The organism is Acetobacter tropicalis (assembly GCF_030644465.1).
Lineage (GTDB): Bacteria > Pseudomonadota > Alphaproteobacteria > Acetobacterales > Acetobacteraceae > Acetobacter > Acetobacter tropicalis.
Map to the genome: position 1 here is coordinate 3,308,950 of NZ_JAUYUW010000001.1, position 20,514 is coordinate 3,329,463.

15 protein-coding genes are annotated in these 20,514 nt (G+C 51.6%); 8 read left to right on the forward strand and 7 right to left on the reverse strand.

The window, feature by feature from the left end:
• Positions 1 to 5: 5 nt before the first annotated feature.
• The 7 genes from nuoH to QWU00_RS14980 are packed head-to-tail and all read right to left on the reverse strand — an operon-like array spanning position 6 to position 8,359.
• Entirely contained in the window at positions 6 to 962 is a 957-nt protein-coding gene (gene nuoH, locus QWU00_RS14950; protein ID WP_035382193.1) for an NADH-quinone oxidoreductase subunit NuoH, read from the reverse strand.
• Entirely contained in the window at positions 959 to 3,712 is a 2,754-nt protein-coding gene (gene nuoG / locus QWU00_RS14955; RefSeq protein WP_035382192.1) for an NADH-quinone oxidoreductase subunit NuoG, read from the reverse strand. Before nuoG ends, nuoH begins: the two co-directional genes overlap by 4 nt.
• 21 nt (positions 3,713 to 3,733) lie before the next feature.
• Positions 3,734 to 5,029: a complex I 51 kDa subunit family protein gene (locus QWU00_RS14960; protein WP_150395729.1), complete on the reverse strand. Its 1,296-nt coding sequence runs from the start codon at positions 5,027 to 5,029 to the stop codon at positions 3,734 to 3,736.
• Positions 5,029 to 5,520, reverse strand: a complete 492-nt coding sequence (gene nuoE, locus QWU00_RS14965) for an NADH-quinone oxidoreductase subunit NuoE (protein WP_035382190.1) — start codon at positions 5,518 to 5,520, stop codon at positions 5,029 to 5,031. The genes QWU00_RS14960 and nuoE overlap by 1 nt, the downstream gene beginning before the upstream one ends.
• Positions 5,507 to 7,288 (reverse strand): NADH-quinone oxidoreductase subunit C/D, encoded by a 1,782-nt coding sequence (gene nuoC, locus QWU00_RS14970; RefSeq protein WP_035382189.1) that lies wholly within the window; start codon positions 7,286 to 7,288, stop codon positions 5,507 to 5,509. The genes nuoE and nuoC overlap by 14 nt, the downstream gene beginning before the upstream one ends.
• A 4-nt stretch (positions 7,289 to 7,292) precedes the next feature.
• Positions 7,293 to 7,937: an NADH-quinone oxidoreductase subunit B gene (locus QWU00_RS14975; protein ID WP_035382188.1), complete on the reverse strand. Its 645-nt coding sequence runs from the start codon at positions 7,935 to 7,937 to the stop codon at positions 7,293 to 7,295.
• Positions 7,934 to 8,359 carry an NADH-quinone oxidoreductase subunit A gene (locus QWU00_RS14980; RefSeq protein ID WP_035382187.1) on the reverse strand — a complete coding sequence of 142 codons (426 nt, stop codon included), beginning with the start codon at positions 8,357 to 8,359 and terminating at the stop codon, positions 7,934 to 7,936. The genes QWU00_RS14975 and QWU00_RS14980 overlap by 4 nt, the downstream gene beginning before the upstream one ends.
• Positions 8,360 to 8,734: 375 nt before the next feature.
• On the opposite strand from QWU00_RS14980, the gene QWU00_RS14985 reads away from it, so the two are divergent.
• From QWU00_RS14985 to QWU00_RS15020, 8 genes are all read left to right on the forward strand, one after another.
• Entirely contained in the window at positions 8,735 to 9,499 is a 765-nt protein-coding gene (locus tag QWU00_RS14985; protein WP_035382247.1) for a glucose 1-dehydrogenase, read from the forward strand.
• Between the two features lie 124 nt (positions 9,500 to 9,623).
• Positions 9,624 to 12,155 carry a cation-translocating P-type ATPase gene (locus QWU00_RS14990; RefSeq protein WP_035382186.1) on the forward strand — a complete coding sequence of 844 codons (2,532 nt, stop codon included), beginning with the start codon at positions 9,624 to 9,626 and terminating at the stop codon, positions 12,153 to 12,155.
• A gap of 285 nt (positions 12,156 to 12,440) precedes the next feature.
• Complete coding sequence (locus tag QWU00_RS14995; protein WP_035382185.1) at positions 12,441 to 13,940, forward strand: aldehyde dehydrogenase family protein; 1,500 nt, start codon at positions 12,441 to 12,443, stop codon at positions 13,938 to 13,940.
• Complete coding sequence (locus tag QWU00_RS15000) at positions 13,940 to 15,535, forward strand: GMC family oxidoreductase (RefSeq protein ID WP_035382246.1); 1,596 nt, start codon at positions 13,940 to 13,942, stop codon at positions 15,533 to 15,535. Before QWU00_RS14995 ends, QWU00_RS15000 begins: the two co-directional genes overlap by 1 nt.
• Before the next feature lie 92 nt (positions 15,536 to 15,627).
• Positions 15,628 to 16,905 carry a glucose/galactose MFS transporter gene (gluP, locus tag QWU00_RS15005; RefSeq protein ID WP_035382184.1) on the forward strand — a complete coding sequence of 426 codons (1,278 nt, stop codon included), beginning with the start codon at positions 15,628 to 15,630 and terminating at the stop codon, positions 16,903 to 16,905.
• Positions 16,906 to 16,943: 38 nt separating this feature from the next.
• On the forward strand, positions 16,944 to 18,482 hold the full coding sequence (locus QWU00_RS15010) for a carbohydrate porin (protein ID WP_231551892.1): 1,539 nt from the start codon (positions 16,944 to 16,946) through the stop codon (positions 18,480 to 18,482).
• Positions 18,483 to 18,605: 123 nt separating this feature from the next.
• On the forward strand, positions 18,606 to 19,748 hold the full coding sequence (locus tag QWU00_RS15015; protein WP_035382183.1) for an acyl-CoA dehydrogenase family protein: 1,143 nt from the start codon (positions 18,606 to 18,608) through the stop codon (positions 19,746 to 19,748).
• The gene (locus tag QWU00_RS15020; protein ID WP_035382182.1) at positions 19,745 to 20,512 is read left to right on the forward strand and encodes a 3-ketoacyl-ACP reductase; all 768 of its coding nucleotides are present in this window, start codon (positions 19,745 to 19,747) and stop codon (positions 20,510 to 20,512) included. Before QWU00_RS15015 ends, QWU00_RS15020 begins: the two co-directional genes overlap by 4 nt.
• Positions 20,513 to 20,514: the final 2 nt, after the last annotated feature.

Here is a 20,514-nt window from a genome sequence, read left to right on the forward strand (position 1 = left end):
GCGTACTATCCGGCTGCGCGAAGCATCAGAACAGTGCCGGTGGCGGTGACATTAAGCAGAGAAAGCGGAAGCAGGATTTTCCAGCCCAGAGCCATCAATTGATCATAACGAGGGCGAGGGAGAGCGGCTCTCAGAAGAATAAAAAAAATAACAACCGCACTGGTTTTGAGCACAAACCAGACTACCGCAGGCAGAACAGGCCCCAGCCAGCCGCCTAGATAAAGAGTGGTGACCAGAGAGGAAATAAGAATAATGCCAGCGTATTCGGCAATGAAGAACATGCCGAATTTCATGCCGGAATATTCGGTATGAAAGCCGGCTCCCAGTTCATTTTCTCCTTCAGGAAGATCAAATGGAAGACGGTGTGTTTCGGCAATACCGGCAAGAAGAAAAATGAAAAATCCAAGACATTGCGGAAGGATAAACCAGCAGTGCGTTTGGGCCGTGACGATATCATGCAGGTTGAAGGAACCGGCAATCATCACAACTCCCAGAAGAGAGAGGCCCATAAAGACTTCATAGCTGATCATCTGGGCGGCGGCTCTCATGCCGCCCAGCAAGGCATATTTGCTGTTGGAGGCCCACCCCGCGAGAACTACCGCGTAAACGCCAAGGCCCATCATGCCCAGAATAAACAGCAGCCCAATGTTCAGGTTGCCAGCAATACCGCTCACGGGCGTGAAAGGAATGGCTGCAAAAGAGAGCAGGACGGTCATCATGCCGATAGAGGGAGCCAGAACGAAAACCGTTTTGTCAGCAAAGGGAGGTATCCAATCCTGCTTGAAAAGGATTTTGATCCCATCAGCCACAGCTTGAAACAGGCCGCCCGGTCCAACCCGGTTTGGGCCGTGCCGATCCTGCCACAGGCCCAACAGCCGCCGCTCTACCCATGTCAACAAGGTTGCCAATGCCAGGATAATCGCCGGGATCAGAAAAATGGCAAGAAGGGGTAAGTGGCTCATGTTTCCTCTCCTTCTGCTGGGTCTGGAGTAAGGCGGACTATCTGAGGGAACCTGAACGCTCCGGCAACCATGTGTGGCGGGCACAGCGCAACGCCATCGGGCAATCCTGCAAGGTGCCGCATAGGAAGAGTTTCTGGCCCATATCCCTTCAAATGCAGGGTCATGCGTGGTTGTAGTGCGGCGCTTGTGGGGAGGCGCAAATCAGGAGGGGGAGCGCGGGCTGCAACCGGCGGCGAGAACATGCTGAGTTCTTCACCCCCGAAGAGCCTTGCTTCCGGAAGGAGAAGAACGGTATCAGGCTGCGGTATGAACGGTGGCGGGATATCCGGTGCAGAAGACGGTTGCACTCTATCTTTCCCTTCTGCTGTAGCACTGGAAAAAAGGCGGATGCCAGCTTCTCCGCCCCGCAGAGGGCCGCCGATTCCCTGCTGGAAACGATTGAGTGCCTGAACCGAATTCCATGCCGGTGCATGAAGATGAGGCACAAGGGCGGCAGGCATGTCAGTCCTGTAAGCGCCTTCCATTGAACTGCTGAAGGGAGTGTCTGGATTGGTGGGGGGCGGTTGGTCCCGCACACTGATGTAAGAGCGAATAACGGTGCGTCCGCTGGCCCGATAAGTCTGGCTCCGAAGTTTCTGGCCATTCAGCCGATAGCTGGCATCTGGAGCGGCATTTATGATTTTGGCAAAGACGGGGAGTTCTTTGCCAAGATCAGCAATTACCTCATCAAGATTTTTCCATTCCGAGAGATTTGTAGAGGCCGGCGAGGCTGGAGTGCCTTGCTTGGAAGGGAGAGCACGAGCAAGGTCTTGTACCCATCGCCAGCTCGCCTGAATGGGAGCCGGAGGAAAAACCGCAGGGAAAAACCGCTGTGCTCGTCCTTCCTGACTGATCAGGGTGCCGGTATCTTCAGAGAAAGTTGCGGCGGGAAGCACCAGATTGGCGTTTTGCCAGAGGGGCGTGGCTGTGTGATCAATCAGAACGATGTTGGGCACTGCTTCCAGTAGGTCGACAATCTCTGGGGGATCAAGGCGGCGGGTCAGATCATTTTCTATGATGATGAGAGTCCCAATCGCGCCCGCTTTGGCTCGCGCCATGATGGTTTCAAGGGGCGCGCCGCCCATCATGGCCAATCCCATACTGTTGCAGTCAGGCAGCACCAGAGACAAACCTGCCTCAGAGGTGTTCCGGGTAAGGGCTCTGGCAATGCCAGCTGCAGCCTGCATGAGAGCAATCGAACCATACTGCATGCCCGAGACCACCAAAGGCTTTTTTGCTGCCGCAAGAACGGTGGCAATACGATTTGCCTGTTCGGCTTCTGTCTCCTTTAGGTCCGGAACAGTCGGGGCAGTTGGATCAAGTTCATGCCAAATGGCAAAACCAAGGCGTGCGGCATTATCTGGCACGGCACGAATGGCATCTCTGGCTATTCCATCCAGATCCGTGGGGGCGGGACTGACAATAAAAAGAGAGGAGAGTGTCTCAGACCCGATTGTGCGGACAGCCGCGTCCATCCAGCGGGGCACCTTGGCAGCATCAGCCGCAAGGAAGGCATTTTGACGCCCTGATTGCCGCACGGCCAAGGCAAGGCGTGGCGCAGTGGTCGAGGCATCCTCGCCCAGTATGAGGACGGCATCTGCACTTTCCATTTCATGCAAGGTTGGAATGGCCCCCGGATGATCTCTCAACAGCGCATAGGCTAATTCCGTGCAGGTTTGTTCCTGCTGTGTCTGACCTGTTGAAAAAAGGTCTGGACCCACGAGGCTGCGCAGGCTGAAGCAGGTTTCGAGGGACGCACGGGAAGAGGTAATACCGGCAATGGGCCCGGAGGCTGCCATGCGTGCGAATTGCGCCATGGCGGCCTGTGTGGGAACGGGAGTGGGTTGTTCATCAGAGAGGCAAAGAGGTGTGTTGAGCCGAGAGGCTGCATTGACAAAGCCGTGTCCAAATCGTCCACGGTCACACAGTACATAGCGGTTGACCTCATCGTTATAACGGTTGAGTAGCCGCCTTACTTTTTCTTCACGCGCATTCACAAAAGTGTTGCAACCGACTGCGCAATGTACGCAGACGGAGGGTGCGCCCCGTAAGTCCCACTTGCGGGTATAGGTTTCAGAAAATGGCTTGTCCGTGAAAACACCTGTGGGGCAGAGTTCCACAAGGTTGCCACTAAAGGCGTTTTCGAGCGTGCCATCTTCCGCCCGCCCGAAATAAACGTTGTCATGTGCTCCCAGCACGGCAAGGTCATCACCACCCGCGTAATCCCTGTAAAAACGCACGCAGCGATAACAGGCAATGCACCGGTTCATCTCATGTTTTATAAAAGGTCCGAGGTCCTGATTGCGATGGGTGCGTTTGGTAAAACGATAGCGGCGCGTATTATGTCCGGCCATGACGGTCATGTCCTGCAAATGACATTCCCCGCCTTCCGGGCAGACGGGGCAATCATGCGGATGGTTGACCATCATCCATTCAATAACCCCTTCACGGAACTCTTTTGCCTCCGCATCATCAATTGAAATCAACGCGCCTTCGGTAGCGGGAGTCATGCACGCCATGACAATCCGGCCGGTTTTGTCCTCCGGGCCACTGAATTGTTTGACAGCGCATTGGCGACATGCGCCAACGGAGCCTAATTCTGGGTGCCAGCAGAAATAGGGAAGGTTCGCCCCCGCTTCCAGACAGGCCTGAAGCAGATTGATATCTGCGCGGGTGGAGCAAGACTGTCCGTCTAGCTGGAAGGTTATCATGGTTCTGCTCCTTTCCTGCCATCAGGCCGCATGCAGGAGGGGGCAGCCGTGGTGGGAAATGTGGGCGGAAAAATCATCTGCAAATAGTTTCAGGCCGCTGGCGAGGGGGGCCATGGCCCCAGGAGCATGGGCACAGAACGTCCGGCCGGGGGTGCCGAGCATGCGTGCATGACGGGCAAGCTGTTCAATATCCTCCGTTTCGCCAGAGCCTTCTTCAATGGCGCTCAGCAAGCGTTCCACCCATGGCAGACCATCCCGGCATGGGGTGCACCACCCACAGGATTCCTGTGCAAAGAAATGTTCCAGATTCAGGATCATACCTACGGGGCATGTCCGGTCATCAAGAACGATGGCCATGCCTGTGCCTAGTCGGCTGCCGGCTTTTTCCACGGAGCCGTAATCCATTGCAACATCCAGCGCTGCTTCATCAAGAAACGCAGTGGATGCGCCTCCGGGTAAAAGTGCACGCAGTTTGTAACTGGGCAACATGCCGCCCGCATAGTCTTCAATGATCTGCCGAAGCGGGGTGCCGATGGGGAGCTCCCATGCACCGGGTTTCCGCACGCGTCCACTCACACCATACAGTTTTGTGCCGCTATCCGGGCCAGTGCCCAAGCTGATAAACCATTCAGGTCCATTGGCGATAATGTGTGGCAGATTACTAAGTGTTTCAACATTGTTGACGACACTGGAGGCCCCCCACAAACCGCTGAACTGAGGGAAGGGGGGTTTGCTGCGCGGTGTGGCCCGTCGGCCTTCCAATGCTGTGAGGAGAGCCGTTTCCTCGCCACATATATAACGGCCACCGCTGGAATGAAGATGAATATCAAAGCTGAAACCAGAGCCAAGAATATTGTCCCCCAACCAGCCTTTCTCGCGTGCTTCGCTAATCGCTTGGGTGAGGCGTTTGCGGGGCAGATGGTATTCTCCACGTAGAAAAATAATACCGTGCCCGGCCTGAATGGCGTATGCGGCTAAAATCATACCTTCCACCAGTTGCAGCGGGTTACCTTCCAGGAGCCACCGATCCTTGAACGTGCCGGGTTCCATCTCATCTGCGTTGGCAATAAGGTATTTCCGCCGTTCAGACGCCAGTTCCTTGGGGACGAAGCTCCATTTCTGGCCGGTTCCAAACCCAGCCCCACCACGACCGCGCAGTTTGGAGCGTGTGACAATGTCAATTACATCAGCCGGGGCAAGGGTTTTGAGAGCCTTGCGGGTGGCCTGCCAGCCTCCGGCCCGTTCATATGTAGCGCAATCCGGCGGGGGGGCGGATGGCGTGATCATGGCTGTAAGAGGGGTTGGTGTGGCCGACATCAGGGTTTCTCCCTTAGGCTATCCACCAGATGGTCCAGGGTGTCCGTATTGAGATTACCATGTAGGTTCTCATCCGCCAGAAGGGCTGGCGCATGATCGCAATGACCCAGGCAGACTGTGGGCAAAAGCGTGATGGCTCCATCTGCTGTAGTTTCACCCGGTTGGATGCCTAATTTCTTACACAGGTGGGCACACAGACGGTCACGGCCCATCACCCAGCAGGATACGCTGTCACACAGCAGGATGACGTGTTTGCCAACAGGTTTACGGAAGAGCAGATTGAAATAGGTTGCTACGCCATCTAGCGCATCAGGCGACATATCAAGCAACTGTGCGACTTCTTTCACATGTTGCGTGCTGATCCATCTGAAACGGGATTGTACAACTTGCAATGCGGCAACGCTTGCTCCCTGCGGGTGCAACTCTTCCTGTGCCAGGGCAAGAATTTCTGCCTTGATGTCGGCAGGGAGGGTGCCGTCAGCGGTCAACATCGGCCATCACAAAATCAATGCTGCCCACAACGGCTATCAGATCAGCGATCATGATGCCACGGCTAAGCAGAGGGATCATTTGCAGATGTGCAAAGGACGGCGTGCGGATACGGGTTCTGTAAGAGGTGGTTCCTCCATCACTAATCAGGCTGTAACTGTTGAGGCCTTTTGTGGCTTCAACACAGGCACGGGCTTCACCCGGAGGGATGACCGGCCCCCAACTGACGTTAAGGAAATGGTGAATGAGGGTTTCAATATCATGCATTGTCCGGGCTTTGGGGGGAGGTGTGGTAAGAGAATGCTCCGCTTTGACCGGCCCGGATGGCATATGGTCCACGCATTGGCGGATAATACGCAGGCTTTGCCGTATCTCCTCGATATGAACCACTATGCGGTCATAACAATCCCCATTCTGGCCAGTTGGAATATCAAATTCAAGCTGATCATAACAGGCATAGGGAGCGTGTTTTCGATAGTCCCATTCCAGCCCGCAGGCGCGTAACCCTGGCCCTGTTACACCCCATTCTACAGCCTCGGCTTTTGTGTAAGCGCCAATCCCTTGCGTACGAGCCCGGAAGATAGGATTGCGCATGACCATGGCATCATATTCGTCAAGGCGTTTGGGAAGGTAATCAAGAACGGAGCGGATCAGCCCTTCCCACCCAACGGGGAGGTCCATGGCCACGCCGCCGATACGAAACCATGCCGGATGCATACGAAAACCGCAGATGGCTTCGATAATCCTGAAAATTTTCTCTCGATCGGTAAACATATAGAAAACAGGAGAAAGCTGCCCAACGTCCTGTGCCATTGTTCCATAAAAAACCAGATGGCTTGCAATACGAAACAGTTCCGCCAGCATAACCCGAATCATCTGCGCGCGTGGAGGCACGCTGATGCCTGCCAGAGTTTCAACCGCCATCACGTAGGGGAAATTATTCATAACCCCGCCGAGGTAATCCACGCGATCCGTGTAGGGAATGTAAGTGTGCCAAGACTGGCGTTCCCCCATTTTTTCAGCGCCTCGGTGATGAAAACCAATATCAGGCACGGCATCTACAATGCGTTCCCCTTCCAGTTGCAGGACAATGCGGAACACGCCATGCACGCTAGGATGGTTGGGGCCGAGATTGAGAAACATGAAGTCACTATGGTCGCTATGTCGCTTCATACCCCATAAGGAGGGATCAAAACATAATGCGTCCTGTTCATATTTTTCCTGATCTTCTGTCAGGCTGTATGGCGGCTTTTCCGTTGCCCGAGCATGGTGGTCTTTGCGTAATGGATGGTCTGTCCATGTGGGCGGTGTCAGGATACGGCGGAGAAAAGGGTGTTGGTCAAAATGGATGCCGAACAGATCCCATATTTCCCGTTCATACCAGTTGGCGTTAGGCCAGATATCACTGATGCTGGGGAGGGATGGAGAATGATCGGGCAGGGCGACTTTGATACGGACTTCATCTGCTGCGCTCTGGAGCGACATCAGGTGATAGACGACAGTAAAGGAAGAGGCTGGTTGCCCCTCCCTGTGAATACGGTCCCGCTCATCTATGGCCGTGAGATCAAAAAGCATCAGGCAGTTTTGAGAATCTTCTTTCAGCATTTGGAGAGTGAGGCGGATAGCGAGAGGGGATATCCAGACAACAGCTATATTATCCCGCGTTATTTCCAGAACAGGGCTGAGAGAGGCGTTTGTCTGTTCCAGGATTTTTTTCAGTAAGGGGCGTTCTGACTGAAGGGGTGGGGGCGGGAGGACGGTTGCGCTCATGGTGTCAGATCCCGTCTGGTGAACGCAGGGTTTGTGTGGTCTGGCGGATGCTGCGTTTGGCGTCTCGCAGGCTTGGGGGCGTAACCGGAACAATGCCTTGCTCACCAACCATCCAGCTTAATGGGCGTCTCTGGCTCCCTATGGATTTCTGTAAAAGCATTAGCCCTTCCAGAAGAGCTTCAGGTCTTGGCGGGCAGCCGGGAACGTACACATCTACAGGGAGAAAACTGTCTACCCCCTGCACGACACTGTAAATGTCATACATGCCACCAGAATTGGCGCAGGACCCCATGGAGATAACCCACCTAGGTTCAAGCATTTGATCGTACAGATGTTTGATAATGGGTGCCATTTTTACAAAAACCGTTCCGGATATGACGATAAGATCGGCTTCTCGTGGGGTGGCCCTGAGCACTTCAGAGCCAAAACGGGCAATGTCGAATTGGCTTGTGAAAGCCGTTGCCATTTCAACGTAGCAGCAGGAGAGGCCAAAATTGAGAGGCCAAATGGAATTTTTCTGCCCCCACGACACAAAATCCTGAAGACGACCGATCACCAGATTACGCCGAACTGTTTCGGTAAACGTTGCATTTTCAATAGATGATTTATGTTCAGGTTTGGATGTGGGCGAAGAAAGAGACCAGATCATGATGCATGCTCCATGCCGGTTGGTGATTGTGGAATACGGCGGGGGAGTGGCCCCCAGTCCAATCCACCTGCACGCCACAGATAGGCGAGAGAAACAGCCAGAAAGAAGATGAAGAGCACGGCAGCGCTGTATCCAATCCAGCCTACATCTGTGACGACAATTGCCCAGGTAAAGAGAAACGCTGTCTCCACGTCAAAAATGACGAAAAACATGGCCACCAGATAATACTGAACCGGCAGGCGAAGATGAGCGGAGCCTGTTGGGATTATGCCGGATTCAAAGGGAGTTGAGAGGGCACGCCCCATGTGCTTTCGAGTACGCCTGATGCCTGTGAATGCGCCCAAGCCCAACATGCAAATAAGCAGAACGCCGATAACCAACGCATAAACAACAAGGGAGCGGATTTGAGAAAAATCTACCATTTCACGACCTTCCGCCTGTGTTGATTATTATCCGCACGGAGTTGTCTTACATATGGATTGGCAATTTCTGCTTGTACTCAGCGCATACTAACGGCGCTTTGCTCCAGACTTGAAAAAGGAGCAGCGACATGTGCTGTCGAGCCTTATACGCTTGGTGAAAACGGAAGTTCCCCGGAGAAAAGACAGCAGGAGTTCACAGTAAGCCTTCTTCGCCATCCCGTAGTTGCGGAACTGGTGAATCGTTGTGGAAAACGAAGAGCAAAAAACAGTAGGGAGAAGATGCGTCTCTCTCCGCTTACAGGCGTTGTTCTGTTGATAAAGGTGCTCTTTCTTTGCGCTTTTGACTCAGTTGATCATCATGAAAGGGAAAAGCCCATGGGCCGCGTGGACGGGAAAGTTGCCATTGTGAGTGGGGCTGCACTTGGTATTGGCAAAGCTGCAGCACTCCTTCTGGCGCAGGAAGGAGCCTCAGTTATTGTCGGTGATATTAATAAAGAGGAAGGACAGAAAACAGTTTCTGAAATTGAGGGGAAGGGTGGAAAGGCATTTTTCGTCCTCCTTGATGTGCGGAAGGAAGAAGACTGGAAATCTGTGATCGAGGGGGCTTTGTCCCGTTTCGGGCGGCTTGATATCATGGTGAATAATGCTGGCATTGCCTACAGTGGTTCCGTGGAAAGCACTACGCTGGAAGACTGGCGGCGAGTGCAATCAATTAATCTGGATGGTGTTTTTCTGGGTACGAAATATGCCATTGAGGGGATACGGCAGCATGGTGCAGGCGGATCTATTATCAATCTTTCTTCAATTGAAGGACTGATTGGTGACCCTGAACTCGCTGCTTATAATGCCAGCAAAGGCGGAGTGCGTATTTTTACAAAATCCTCAGCATTACATTGTGCAAAAGCGGGATATAAAATTCGGGTTAATTCCGTTCACCCGGGGTATATCTGGACGCCCATGGTGGCTGGCCTGACACAGGAAGATGAGGCAGCGCGCAAGAGGCTGGTTGATCTTCATCCTATTGGGCATCTGGGTGAACCTGACGATATTGCTTATGGTATTCTTTACCTCGCTTCCGACGAATCAAAATTCGTCACGGGGAGCGAGTTGGTAATAGATGGCGGCTACACAGCGCAATAGCCTGTTAGGGCAAAAACAATACGCAGGGTTTATCCCGAATACTATTCTAATATTTCAGGGGAATAGGTGAGCGGAGGATGATCTGGCCACACTCCCCCTATTTTCTTTGCAGAGGCTTATCAGGATGTCCACCTTACCCAATGGCCTGACAGATGCAGAAGCCAGAAAGCGATTACGTGAGGAAGGGCCGAATGATCTGGCGCGTTCAGGCAATCGGTCACGTTGGCGGGTGGTACTGGGTGTTCTGAAAGAACCTTTATTTCTGATGCTGTTGGGGGCTGGAGGAATTTATATTGCGCTGGGAGACTGGCATGAGGCTTTGCTGCTTGTTTCTCTGGGGTCTGCGTCTGTTTTTATTACGGTAGTGCAGGAAGTCAGGAGTGAACGGGTTCTTGATGCGCTACGTGACCTCACCAGTCCCCGTGTCCTTGTTGTGCGAGACGGAACACAGCAGAGAATTGCGGGTAAGGACGTCGTGCGTGGAGACTGGATTGTTCTTGGAGAAGGGGATCGTGTGGCTGCGGATGCTCTGGTACGATCTGAAAACTCGTTGGAAGCAGATGAATCGTTACTGACTGGCGAATCTGTGCCTGTTCGTAAAAGTGCGGTTGAAACGTATCCGGAACCACAGCCCCCCGGTGGAGATGAGAGCCCTTTTCTGTATGCCGGTAGCCTGATTGTGCGTGGGCAGGGAATGGCGGAAGTAACCGCAACGGGGGCGCGGAGCGAAATAGGGCGCATAGGGGTGGCGCTGGAAAATATCCAGAGTGAAGCGCCGCATCTGGCGCGACAGACGACCAGGCTGGTCAAGGTTCTGGCGCTGGTGGGGGTTGGAACCAGCGCTATCTTTGTGGTGCTGCACGGACTGATACGTGGCGGGTGGATGACGGCTTTTCTGGGGGGGATAGCCTTAAGTATGGCTCTTTTGCCAGAAGAATTCCCGCTTGTTCTGGCGGTCTTCCTAGTGATGGGGGCGTGGCGCATTACTCGGGCAGGTGTTCTTACCCGGCGCGCAGCAGCTATTGAGAGTCTTGGAGCTGCAACGGTTTTGTGTACGGATAAAACAGGCACACTGACCGAAAACCGCATGACAGTTACCGAAATTCAGACTGACGCGGGAGGTATGATAGATGTGCGAAGTTCTGACCTATCTTCTCTGGATGGCACTGTAACACGCATCATTCATGTTGGACGGTATGCGTGTCAGCCTGATCCGTTTGATCCAATGGAAAAGGCATTTCATGAGATTTCCCGGCATGAACAAGGGCAAGAGAAACCGCTGAGTGTTGACCTTGTCCGGGATTATCCGTTTGGGGACGAAGTGTTGGCTATGGCCAATGTCTGGAAGCTGGAAAATGGTCGGCTTCTTGTTGCCAGTAAGGGCGCGCCTGAAGCGGTGATGGAGCTCTCCCATCTCGGGTCTGATGCGCGCGCAGCATGGCGCAGGAAGGTGGATGAGATGGCCGCCCGTGGTCTGCGTGTTCTTGCCGTAGCAGAAGCCTTGCATGAGGAAGAAAAGCCTCTGCCGGAAGCACAATCCGGATTTTCTTTCACGTTCCTCGGTCTTGTGGGGCTGACGGACCCCCTGCGCGCCAATGTGAGAGATGCTATTGCGGAATGTAAAACTGCTGGAATTCGTGTTGTCATGATCACGGGAGATTATCCGCTGACAGCGCAAGCTATTGCCAGAGAGGCAGGAATACGGGCTGAGAAGGTTCTAACGGGGGCAGACCTTGAAGATACAAGTGGGCTACCGTTATCGGACCGCGTGAAAGACATTGATGTTTTTGCCCGCATTCGACCCGCGCAGAAACTGGAGATTGTGCAGGCCTTGCAAAGTAATGGTGATGTTGTTGCCATGACGGGTGATGGCGTGAATGATGCCCCAGCCCTGAAGGCCGCCCAGATTGGTATTGCCATGGGGCAGAGAGGCAGCGATGTGGCACGTGAAGCCAGTGCAATTGTACTCCTGAATGATGACTTCAGTTCTATTGTAAAAACCATACGCCTTGGACGCAGGATTTATGATAATCTGCACAAAGCCATGGGATTTATTCTGGCGGCCCATGTGCCTATAGCTGGTTTGGCCATTATTCCCCTGTTTTCAGGTCTGCCTCTTATTCTTCTTCCTGCGCATATCGCTTTTCTTGAAATCGTCGTCGATCCTATCTGCTCTATCGCGTTTGAGGCGGAGCCTGAGGAGGCCGATCTGATGGTGCGGCCACCGCGTGACTCTCACCGGCCGTTGTTTTCTGGCTCACTTATGCTCTGGAGCGGAGTGCAGGGAGGTATAGTCCTCATAGCCCTGTGTCTGGTTCTGTTTATGGGGGCATGGCGGGGAATGGCAGAAGAAACGCTGCGCTCTCTGGTATTTGTAACCCTTATGCTGGGGGATGTTGTTCTTGTTCTGGTAAACCGTTCCTTTGATACATCTCCCTTCCGTGCTTTGGTCCGGCCTAATCCTGTTTTGTGGAGTGTGCTTGCCTTTGATGCCACATTGCTGACTTTAATTCTGAGTTTTTCACCAACACGCAATCTTTTCCGATTGGGGAGCGTTACTTTGCGTGATGTGGGAATTTGCATTTTTGTCAGTCTGATTGCTTTACTGATTATGGAGTTTATGAAGCGGTTTTGGCAGGCTTCCTTGAAGAATTAGTACGGCTCATTTCTCCAGACGGAGGAGAAGAAATGAGGCTACGTTCTTTACAAATGTAGGGCCAGAACTTCGTTTGCCACCAAAAGACACTTTTTTGTCAAAATGCAATCCGGTCATTTTATGGGGGACTGAAATATCTACAAAGCCATCAAGTTAAGGTGAGGGCAGCTTCTGCGTTTGGCCGGCGAAGGGAATGGTGATTGACACTCATTTTTTAATACACTAACTGGTTAGTAACACCGATTTCCAACTGCAATAACACATAATCAAAAACAGGGCGGTGCAATGACTACGAACACTCAAAAGCTTTCTTTGCCCGAAAACCCACGTCACTTCGGGTTGTATATCAATGGTCGTTGGGTTGAGACTGCTGGCCGCAAAGTTATGGAACGCTATAGCCCTGCGCATGGCGTTCTTGTGACGAAAACAACCGGTGGCACGGAAAAGGATGTTAATGAGGCTGTTGCCGTAGCCAGAAAGGCATTTGATAACCGCAGTTGGGCAGGATTATCTGGCCAACTGCGTGCGGATGTGCTTTTGAAGGCGGCAAATCTTATTCGGGATCGTGCGGAAGAACTGGCGGTGCTGGAAACTCTGGAAACAGGCAAGCCCATCACACAGTCCCGTGGGGAAATTCAGGCCAGTGCTGGTATTTACGAGTACGCAGCCGGGGCGGCCCGCATGTTGCATGGCGACAGCTTTAATAACCTTGGTGATAACGTGTTTGGGCTTGTCACCAGAGAGCCGATTGGTGTGGTTGGGCTGATTACACCGTGGAACTTCCCTTTTTTCATTCTCTCGGAGCGTCTACCCTTCATTCTGGCATCAGGCTGTACGGTTGTTGCGAAGCCGAGTGATCTGACATCCGCCACAACTTTGATCATGGCCGAAATCCTTACACAGGCAGGGCTGCCAGATGGGGTATTCAATGTAGTGACGGGTGCTGGAAGTGTGGTGGGGGAGGTGCTCTCACATCATCCAGATATTGATATGCTGTCTTTCACGGGCTCGACAGCTGTTGGCAAGCGGGTTCTGGCTGCGTCCGCTGGGAACTTCAAAAAACTAAGCCTGGAGCTTGGTGGGAAAAATCCGCATGTCGTATTTGCCGATGCACGGCTTGAAGAGGCCGTGGACGGCGTGATCTTTGGCTTCTGTTTTAATGCAGGGCAATGTTGTGTGGGTGGAAGCCGGCTGCTTGTTGAAAAATCCATTCAGGCAGAATTTGAACATCTTCTCATTGAAAAGCTTGGGCGTTTGCGTGTGGGAGATCCGCTGGACCCAGAAACGCAGGTTGGCGCAATTGTTAGTGACAAGCAACACGAAACGATTTGTGACTATATTGAACGTGGCACAAAACAGGGCGCACGTTTACTGACACAGGGAACTGTTAGCACAACCGTTAAGGGACTGTTTGTTCAACCAACCATTTTCTCTGACGTTACCTCTGAGATGGATATTGCAACAGACGAAATTTTTGGGCCTGTTTTGAGTATATTGCCGTTTGAAACGGTAAATGAGGCGATTACCATAGCGAATACGACCATTTACGGGCTTTCAGCGACAATCTGGACCCAGAATCTCTCTCATGCCATGGATGCTGTAAGAGGTATCCGTGCGGGCCGTGTGTGGGTTAATACCACTATTTCTGGTGGACCAGAGCTGCCGGCTGGTGGGTTCAAGCAATCAGGCATTGGCCGGGAGACCGGCATTTACGGTGTAGAGGAATATACCGAAATCAAAGCGACGCACATTGCCTTTGGTCCTCGTACCCCTTGGGTGTCGTGATGTCGGCTGGTTATGACTTCATTATTGTGGGGGGCGGCACAGCTGGGTGCGTGCTGGCCAACCGCCTGAGTCAAAATCCTAGTGCGCGGGTATTGCTTCTGGAAGCAGGAAAAGCCGACAATCATCCGTTTATTCACATGCCCATAGGGTTTGCGAAAATGACAGGTGGTCCTTACACGTGGGGTTTTCACACTGTACCACAGGTACACGCACAAAACCGTAGAATCCCCTATGTGCAGGCGCGTGTGCTGGGGGGCGGAAGCTCTATCAATGCTGAAGTTTTTACACGAGGCGTTGCACAAGATTACGATCGATGGGCTAATGAGGAGGGATGCGCAGGCTGGTCTGCCAAGGATGTGCAGCCGTATTTTCTCCTATCCGAAGGGAACGAGTTCTTTGCCACAAAATATCATGGCACGGATGGCCCTTTAGGCGTATCCAGCATTGCGGCGCCCATGCCGGTAACGCGGGCGTTTGTGCAGGCCTGTCAGCAATATGGCATTCCTTATAATCCGGATTTTAACGGTGCATTGCAGGCAGGAGCCGGAGTTTATCAAACAACCACCCGGAATGCGCGGCGATGTTCTACGGCTGTGGGGTATTTGCGGCCCGTAATCAAGCGTCCTAATTTGCAAGTGGAAACCAACTGTTTAACCACCCGTGTTCTTTTTTCAAATAACAGGACAAGCGGCGTGGAATACATCCAAAAGGGCAAGAAACACGTCGCGTATGCCGATGCAGAAGTTATTATTACTGCGGGGGCCATAGGTTCTCCCAAGATCATGATGCTCTCTGGTATTGGGCCTTCGGCTCATTTGAAAGATCATGGCATACCTGTTGTTGCTGACCTGCCCGGTGTTGGGAGCAACCTGAGCGATCACTATGGCATTGATATCGTCTATGAACTTAAAAATCCGATAAGTCTTGATCGTTACAATAAAGCTCACATGATGATGTGGGCTGGTTTACAATATCTTCTGTTCAAATCCGGACCAGTGACATCCAATGTGGTCGAAGGGGGTGCATTTTGGCACTCTGATAGGCAGGAGAGTGTGCCTGACCTGCAATTCCATTTTCTGGCAGGGGCAGGAGTAGAGGCGGGTGTACCCAATATACCCTCTGGTTCTGGCTGCACGCTGAATTCTTATGTGTTGCGCCCCAAGAGTAGGGGAACCGTCCGGCTGAACAGTGCGAACCCTGAAGATCGTGTTCTGGTTGATCCGAATTTTCTAGCAGAGCCTGAAGATGTGCGCTGTTCCGTGGAAGGGGTGCGCATCAGCCGTGAGATCATGAGTCAGCCGAATATGCAGAAGCATGTCAAACGGGCTCATTTTCCGGATAATACAGTAAAAACTCGAGAAGATCTGGTTCGCTACGCGCGGCAGTATGGCAGAACATCTTACCATCCCAATGGAACCTGCAAAATGGGGACGGATGAGATGGCTGTTGTTGATCCGAGCCTGAAAGTGCGGGGAGTTGACGGGTTGAGGATTTGTGATTCCTCAGTACTTCCTAGCCTTATCGGCTCCAATACAAATGCTGTTACTGTAATGATATCAGAAAAAGCAAGTGATATCATTTCTTCTTCTTACTAAAAATCATTCGTATATATTAAAGCAGAAATGATACCGAAATATCATTTCTGCACTACCATTGGGTCATGTACATCCGCCAAAGGAGTGCTGCTATGGAGTGTTCAGTTGCGATAAAGGATAATATGCAAGAGAAATCAGGGGTTTTGGACTTTCTGTCTTTCTCCATGTTTTTCCTGTTTGGAGGCATTACCAGTCTAAATGATGTGGTTATGCCAAAACTAAAAGAAGTTTTTGACCTGAACTATACTCAGATGACGACTGTTCAGTTCTGTTTTTTTGCCAGCTATTTCCTTATTTCTATTCCAGCTTCTCATATGATCAAAAAAAATGGTTATATGAGGACTCTTGTTATAGGTCTTAATCTGATCGCATTAGGGTGTCTGTGCTTTATTCCCGCTACATGGTCAGCGCGCTTTTTGGTTTTTCTGTTAGCTTTGTTTGTGGTGGCGGCGGGTATCACAATTATTCAGGTTACGGCAAACCCGCTTATCATTTCCCTTAGCAACAAAAGAAATGTCTCATCACGGCTGACATTCGCTCATGCGTGTAATTCACTGGGGACAGTTGTTGCGCCTTATCTTGGGGCCATGATTATCTTGCGCCATCACCCAGAAGAGAGTTTTCTGGGAAAGATAGCGGCGTATTTTTCTGCTCAGAACATGTCTGAAGGCGCAATAGATATTAGCATCTGTTATCTGATTGTCTCTGTTTTTATTTTCTTTTGGTCATTATTGACCTGGGCAAACCGTAGTAAACTCAAAGATAACTATTTTCATGAAGGGAGTGTTCTGAAAGCCATTGAGCTATTCAGGGATAAACATTTCAGTTTCGGCGCTGCGGCCATGTTTTTTTATATTGGCGCAGAAGTTACTATTGGGAGCCTTCTGGTTAATTATCTTATTTTGCCAGATACGTTACATTTAACATCTGAAGAGGCGGGGAAACATCTTGCCTTTTACTGGGGCGGCCTGCTGTGTGGACGTTTACTGGGTATTGTGTTCCTACGGGCCATAGCACCTTCCATTCTTTTGGCAGTTTACGGTTCCTTCGCTTTTTTGCTGGTTATTCTCTCCATTGTGTCAACGGGAAGTGTCGCCGGATGGGCAATGTTGGCGGTTGGATTGTGTAATTCAGTCATGTTCCCCTTGATTTTTTCACTGACCTCCATGGATCTTGGGCATCGTGCTTCTGAAGGCTCAGGTTTGATTTGTATGGCGATTGTCGGTGGCGCATTTGTTCCTGTTCTAACAGGACGGTTTGCGGATGTTACCAGCTTAAATATTGCGTTCATCATACCGGCGCTTTGTTATCTGGTTGTTATATTTTTCGGAATTTATTCCCGTTATTTTCACCATAAAGTATTTTCCTAAGCATAAGCAGCAGTATAAAAATAAAAAAGGAAGCTGTCATGTGGGAAATATCTCGTACCGTAAGTGCGGTCGCGTGCCTTGCATTGATACCTGCAGCAAGTGAGGCCCGCACACGCAGGCCTGAATTGTCAGAATGTTTTGGTGTTGCCATGACTCCATGGGACCCGGATGTTATCTGTGTGAGCAATCCCGATGTGGTGGAGGAAGAACTTTCCAACAATGAAGATGATTTCTTTTTCTATGACGACCATCACAATATTATAAGGCGGCCTAGCCGCGTTTCCCGAGTTTTGCGTTCTACGCCGCGCCCGTTATCGCCCAATTGGTTACATCAGGACACCATGACGGGAGATTGGGGCGGACTGCGCACACGTTTGGCCCGCAGGGGTATTTTGTTTCAAGGGCATTATGTGCAGGATACTGCCGGGAACCCGGTAGGGGGGAAAGCGCAGGCGGTGCGTTATGCACATGAATTTGCCGGGGGCCTTGATATCGATTTCAGAAAATGGATTGGATATGATATCGGAATTCTTCACTTTCTGGTCACCCAGCGTTCAGGGTTAGGGCTGCATATGGTTATGCCCGCACTGAGTTCCGTGCAGGAAATTTACGGAACCGGACAGACGGTGCGTTTGACCAGGCTTTCTCTGGAGCACAAATTTACAAATTACGTGAATACGGAGCTCGGATGGGTCAACACGGAAAATGATTTTGCCCAGTCAACAACACACTGGGGGATGTCTATTTACTGCCAGTTTCAGAGCAATGCTATTTGCGGTATGCCGCAGTCGCTCGCTTTCAATTCTGGCTACGGTTATTATCCAAGCGCGCATCCCGGGGCGTATATAAAATTATATCCTACGGGCAAAGATGATTTTCTGGCTTCTTTTGGTGTCTATAATGTGGATAACACCATAGCCAACAGCCATAATGGCTGGAAAATGTGGCTTCATAATACTGTAGGAACGTATTTTCCAGTGCAGTTGGGGTGGAAGCACGGCGGTACAGATTTAGCAGGTGCCTATCCAGGAAATATACGAATAGGCGGATACTGGGAAACAACCAAGGTTAAAACAGTTACCCAGAAAATAACGATGTTTGCTCCCGCGGGTACAGTTTATCAAAACTGGCCGAGTGAGAGCATAAAAGGGCGTTATGGAGCCTGGTTTGAAGGAGACCAGATGATAGAACGCGACCAAAGCGATCATAAACGGGGCGTTGTGGCGTTTGGCAGTTTTGTATGGGGCGATACGCAAACGTCTCCTTTCCCTTATTTTGCAACGTGGGGCTTTATCCGCAAAGGGACTTTTCCCAACAGACCAGATGATACGGTAAGTATTGGCGGTAAATTGATGGTAGTGAGTTCTAAAATTGCCCGCTATGCGCGGTATCTCAACTCAACCGGGCAGAATATTTCTACTCCCACGTTTGAGCATAGTTTTGAGGTCAATTACGGGTGGCGTCCTGCACCGTGGCTTCTGGTCAGGCCGGGGGTGCAATATGTCTGGAGACCAGGTGGCACGCGCCGTTATCCGAATGCAACTGTGCTCGATTTTGAGACCGCTATCATCTTCTAACTTTAGTAAACGCACCACACGAAATGTTCAGCGGTTTTTGAGCAGTCTGTTGCTCTCTTTTCTTGATCTTATCGTGCCACTCAATGTATGTAACCAGATAGTTCATAAAGTAGGATTTCAAAGATGTTTCTTAATGAAGTGCAGGAACAGGTTCTGGAAACCACTCGGTCTTTTGTAGATGCAGTAATCCGCCCCGCAGCGGAAGCGCTTGACCGGGAAGAGCGCTTCCCTTCCGAAATTTATGATCAGATGGCTGAGCTTGGGCTATTCGGTATTGGCGTACCGGAAGAATTGGGCGGGCCCGGATTTGATACGCTGACCTATGCCGTGGTGATGGAAGAACTGTCCCGCGGTTACGCCAGTATTGCGGACCAATGTGGGTTGGTGGAACTGATTTCAACCCTTCTGGTGCGCCATGGGACGGAGAGCCAGCGTAAGATCCTACCTGAAATACTCTCCATGCGGCGGAAAGTCGCTTATTGCATAACAGAACCGGAAGCCGGAACAGATGTATCAGGCATTCGTACAACTGCTGAGCGTGATGGAAACGGTTGGGTGCTGAATGGTGGTAAAATCTGGATTCATAATGCTCCCGTAGCAGATACGGGCTTTGTGCTGGCGCGCACCAACAAGGATGCCGGTAACAGGGGTATGTCCATATTTATTGTGGATCTTCATGCGCAGGGAGTGGATCGCGGACCCAAAGAGCACAAGATGGGACAAAGAGCCAGTCAGGTAGGGGGGCTTGATTTTCAGGATGTCCGGTTAGGCCCAGATGCGCTTCTGGGGGAAGAAGGCCGTGGTTTCCATATGATGATGAGTGTTCTGGATAAAGGACGCGTGGGGATTGCTTCCCTTGCCGTAGGTATTGCGCAGGCAGGACTGGAAGCCGCCGTGGATTATGCCGGTACGCGCAAACAGTTTGGAAAGCATATTTCCGAATTCCAGGGCGTGCAGTGGCTACTGGCAGATATGGCAAAGGATATTGAAGCAGCCCGTCTGCTTGTTTATTCCGCCGCGAGCAAGATTGATCGTGGGCTGGATGCCACGCGTTCCTGTTCCATGGCGAAATGTTTTGCCGGGGATATGGCAGTGGCTCGGACGGCTGACGCGGTGCAGGTTTTTGGCGGCTCTGGTTATATCCGTGGTTTTGAAGTTGAACGTCTTTACCGAGATGCAAAAATCACCCAGATTTATGAAGGAACAAATCAGATTCAGCGTATGATTATTGCGCGTGAATTGCTGCGTAAAGGCGCACGTTCATGAGGCAGGTCGCGCTTGTTACAGGATCTTCCCGTGGCATAGGGCTGGCCACGGCTGAGGTTCTTGCCAAAGCCGGTTTTGCTGTTGCACTCAATGGCCCAGCGGATAATGAAGAGCTTAAGAGCGCGGTTGCTAAAGTCTCAGAATATGGTGGGCCGGTAGTAGCAGCCCCCTTTGATGTAACGGATTGCACAGAATACGCAGCAAAGCTTTCCTGCATTGAAGACACTTTGGGGCCGTTGACGACATTGGTGAACAATGCGGGGGTAGGAGTTCTTCAACGTGGAGACCTGCTGGATGTGACGGAGGCCAGCTGGGAGCGTTGCGTGAATGTCAATGCCAAGGCACTCTTTTTTCTCTCTCAATCTTTTGCACGGCGTTTACTTTCCCGAAAACGGGACGACGAGCGGTTTTATTCCATTGTGAATGTAACGTCTTCCAACGCGGTAGCCGTTGCTGTTCAGCGCTCCGAATATTGTGCATCAAAAGCGGCGGCCGCCATGATTTCCCGCACTCTTGCCGTGCGGCTGGGGGCTGAAAACATAGCGGTTTATGATGTGCAGCCCGGGCTTATAGCTACAGAAATGACAGCGCCGGTTATTGAGAGCTACCAGAAACGGGCTGAGGATGGCCTGACCCTTTTTCCGCGTGTTGGCACACCTGCGGAGATTGGGGCCATCATCACAAGCCTTGCAACTGGCAAACTTCCCTATGTGACAGGACAGGCAATTTCGGCAGATGCCGGAATGCTGGTCCCTCGTTTTTGAGG

What these genes read in the sequence shown, in the direction of transcription:
- nuoG (WP_035382192.1), bottom strand. Translation starts at nt 3,712, where the DNA reads ATGATAACCTTCCAGCTAGACGGACAGTCTTGCTCCACCCGCGCAGAT.
- QWU00_RS14960 (WP_150395729.1), bottom strand. Translation starts at nt 5,029, where the DNA reads ATGTCGGCCACACCAACCCCTCTTACAGCCATGATCACGCCATCCGCC.
- QWU00_RS15015 (WP_035382183.1), top strand. Translation starts at nt 18,606, where the DNA reads ATGTTTCTTAATGAAGTGCAGGAACAGGTTCTGGAAACCACTCGGTCT.
- gluP (WP_035382184.1), top strand. Translation starts at nt 15,628, where the DNA reads ATGGAGTGTTCAGTTGCGATAAAGGATAATATGCAAGAGAAATCAGGG.
- QWU00_RS14975 (WP_035382188.1), bottom strand. Translation starts at nt 7,937, where the DNA reads ATGATCTGGTCTCTTTCTTCGCCCACATCCAAACCTGAACATAAATCA.
- nuoC (WP_035382189.1), bottom strand. Translation starts at nt 7,288, where the DNA reads ATGAGCGCAACCGTCCTCCCGCCCCCACCCCTTCAGTCAGAACGCCCC.
- QWU00_RS15000 (WP_035382246.1), top strand. Translation starts at nt 13,940, where the DNA reads ATGTCGGCTGGTTATGACTTCATTATTGTGGGGGGCGGCACAGCTGGG.
- QWU00_RS14995 (WP_035382185.1), top strand. Translation starts at nt 12,441, where the DNA reads ATGACTACGAACACTCAAAAGCTTTCTTTGCCCGAAAACCCACGTCAC.
- QWU00_RS15010 (WP_231551892.1), top strand. Translation starts at nt 16,944, where the DNA reads ATGTGGGAAATATCTCGTACCGTAAGTGCGGTCGCGTGCCTTGCATTG.
- QWU00_RS15020 (WP_035382182.1), top strand. Translation starts at nt 19,745, where the DNA reads ATGAGGCAGGTCGCGCTTGTTACAGGATCTTCCCGTGGCATAGGGCTG.
- nuoE (WP_035382190.1), bottom strand. Translation starts at nt 5,520, where the DNA reads ATGTTGACCGCTGACGGCACCCTCCCTGCCGACATCAAGGCAGAAATT.
- QWU00_RS14985 (WP_035382247.1), top strand. Translation starts at nt 8,735, where the DNA reads ATGGGCCGCGTGGACGGGAAAGTTGCCATTGTGAGTGGGGCTGCACTT.
- QWU00_RS14990 (WP_035382186.1), top strand. Translation starts at nt 9,624, where the DNA reads ATGTCCACCTTACCCAATGGCCTGACAGATGCAGAAGCCAGAAAGCGA.
- nuoH (WP_035382193.1), bottom strand. Translation starts at nt 962, where the DNA reads ATGAGCCACTTACCCCTTCTTGCCATTTTTCTGATCCCGGCGATTATC.
- QWU00_RS14980 (WP_035382187.1), bottom strand. Translation starts at nt 8,359, where the DNA reads ATGGTAGATTTTTCTCAAATCCGCTCCCTTGTTGTTTATGCGTTGGTT.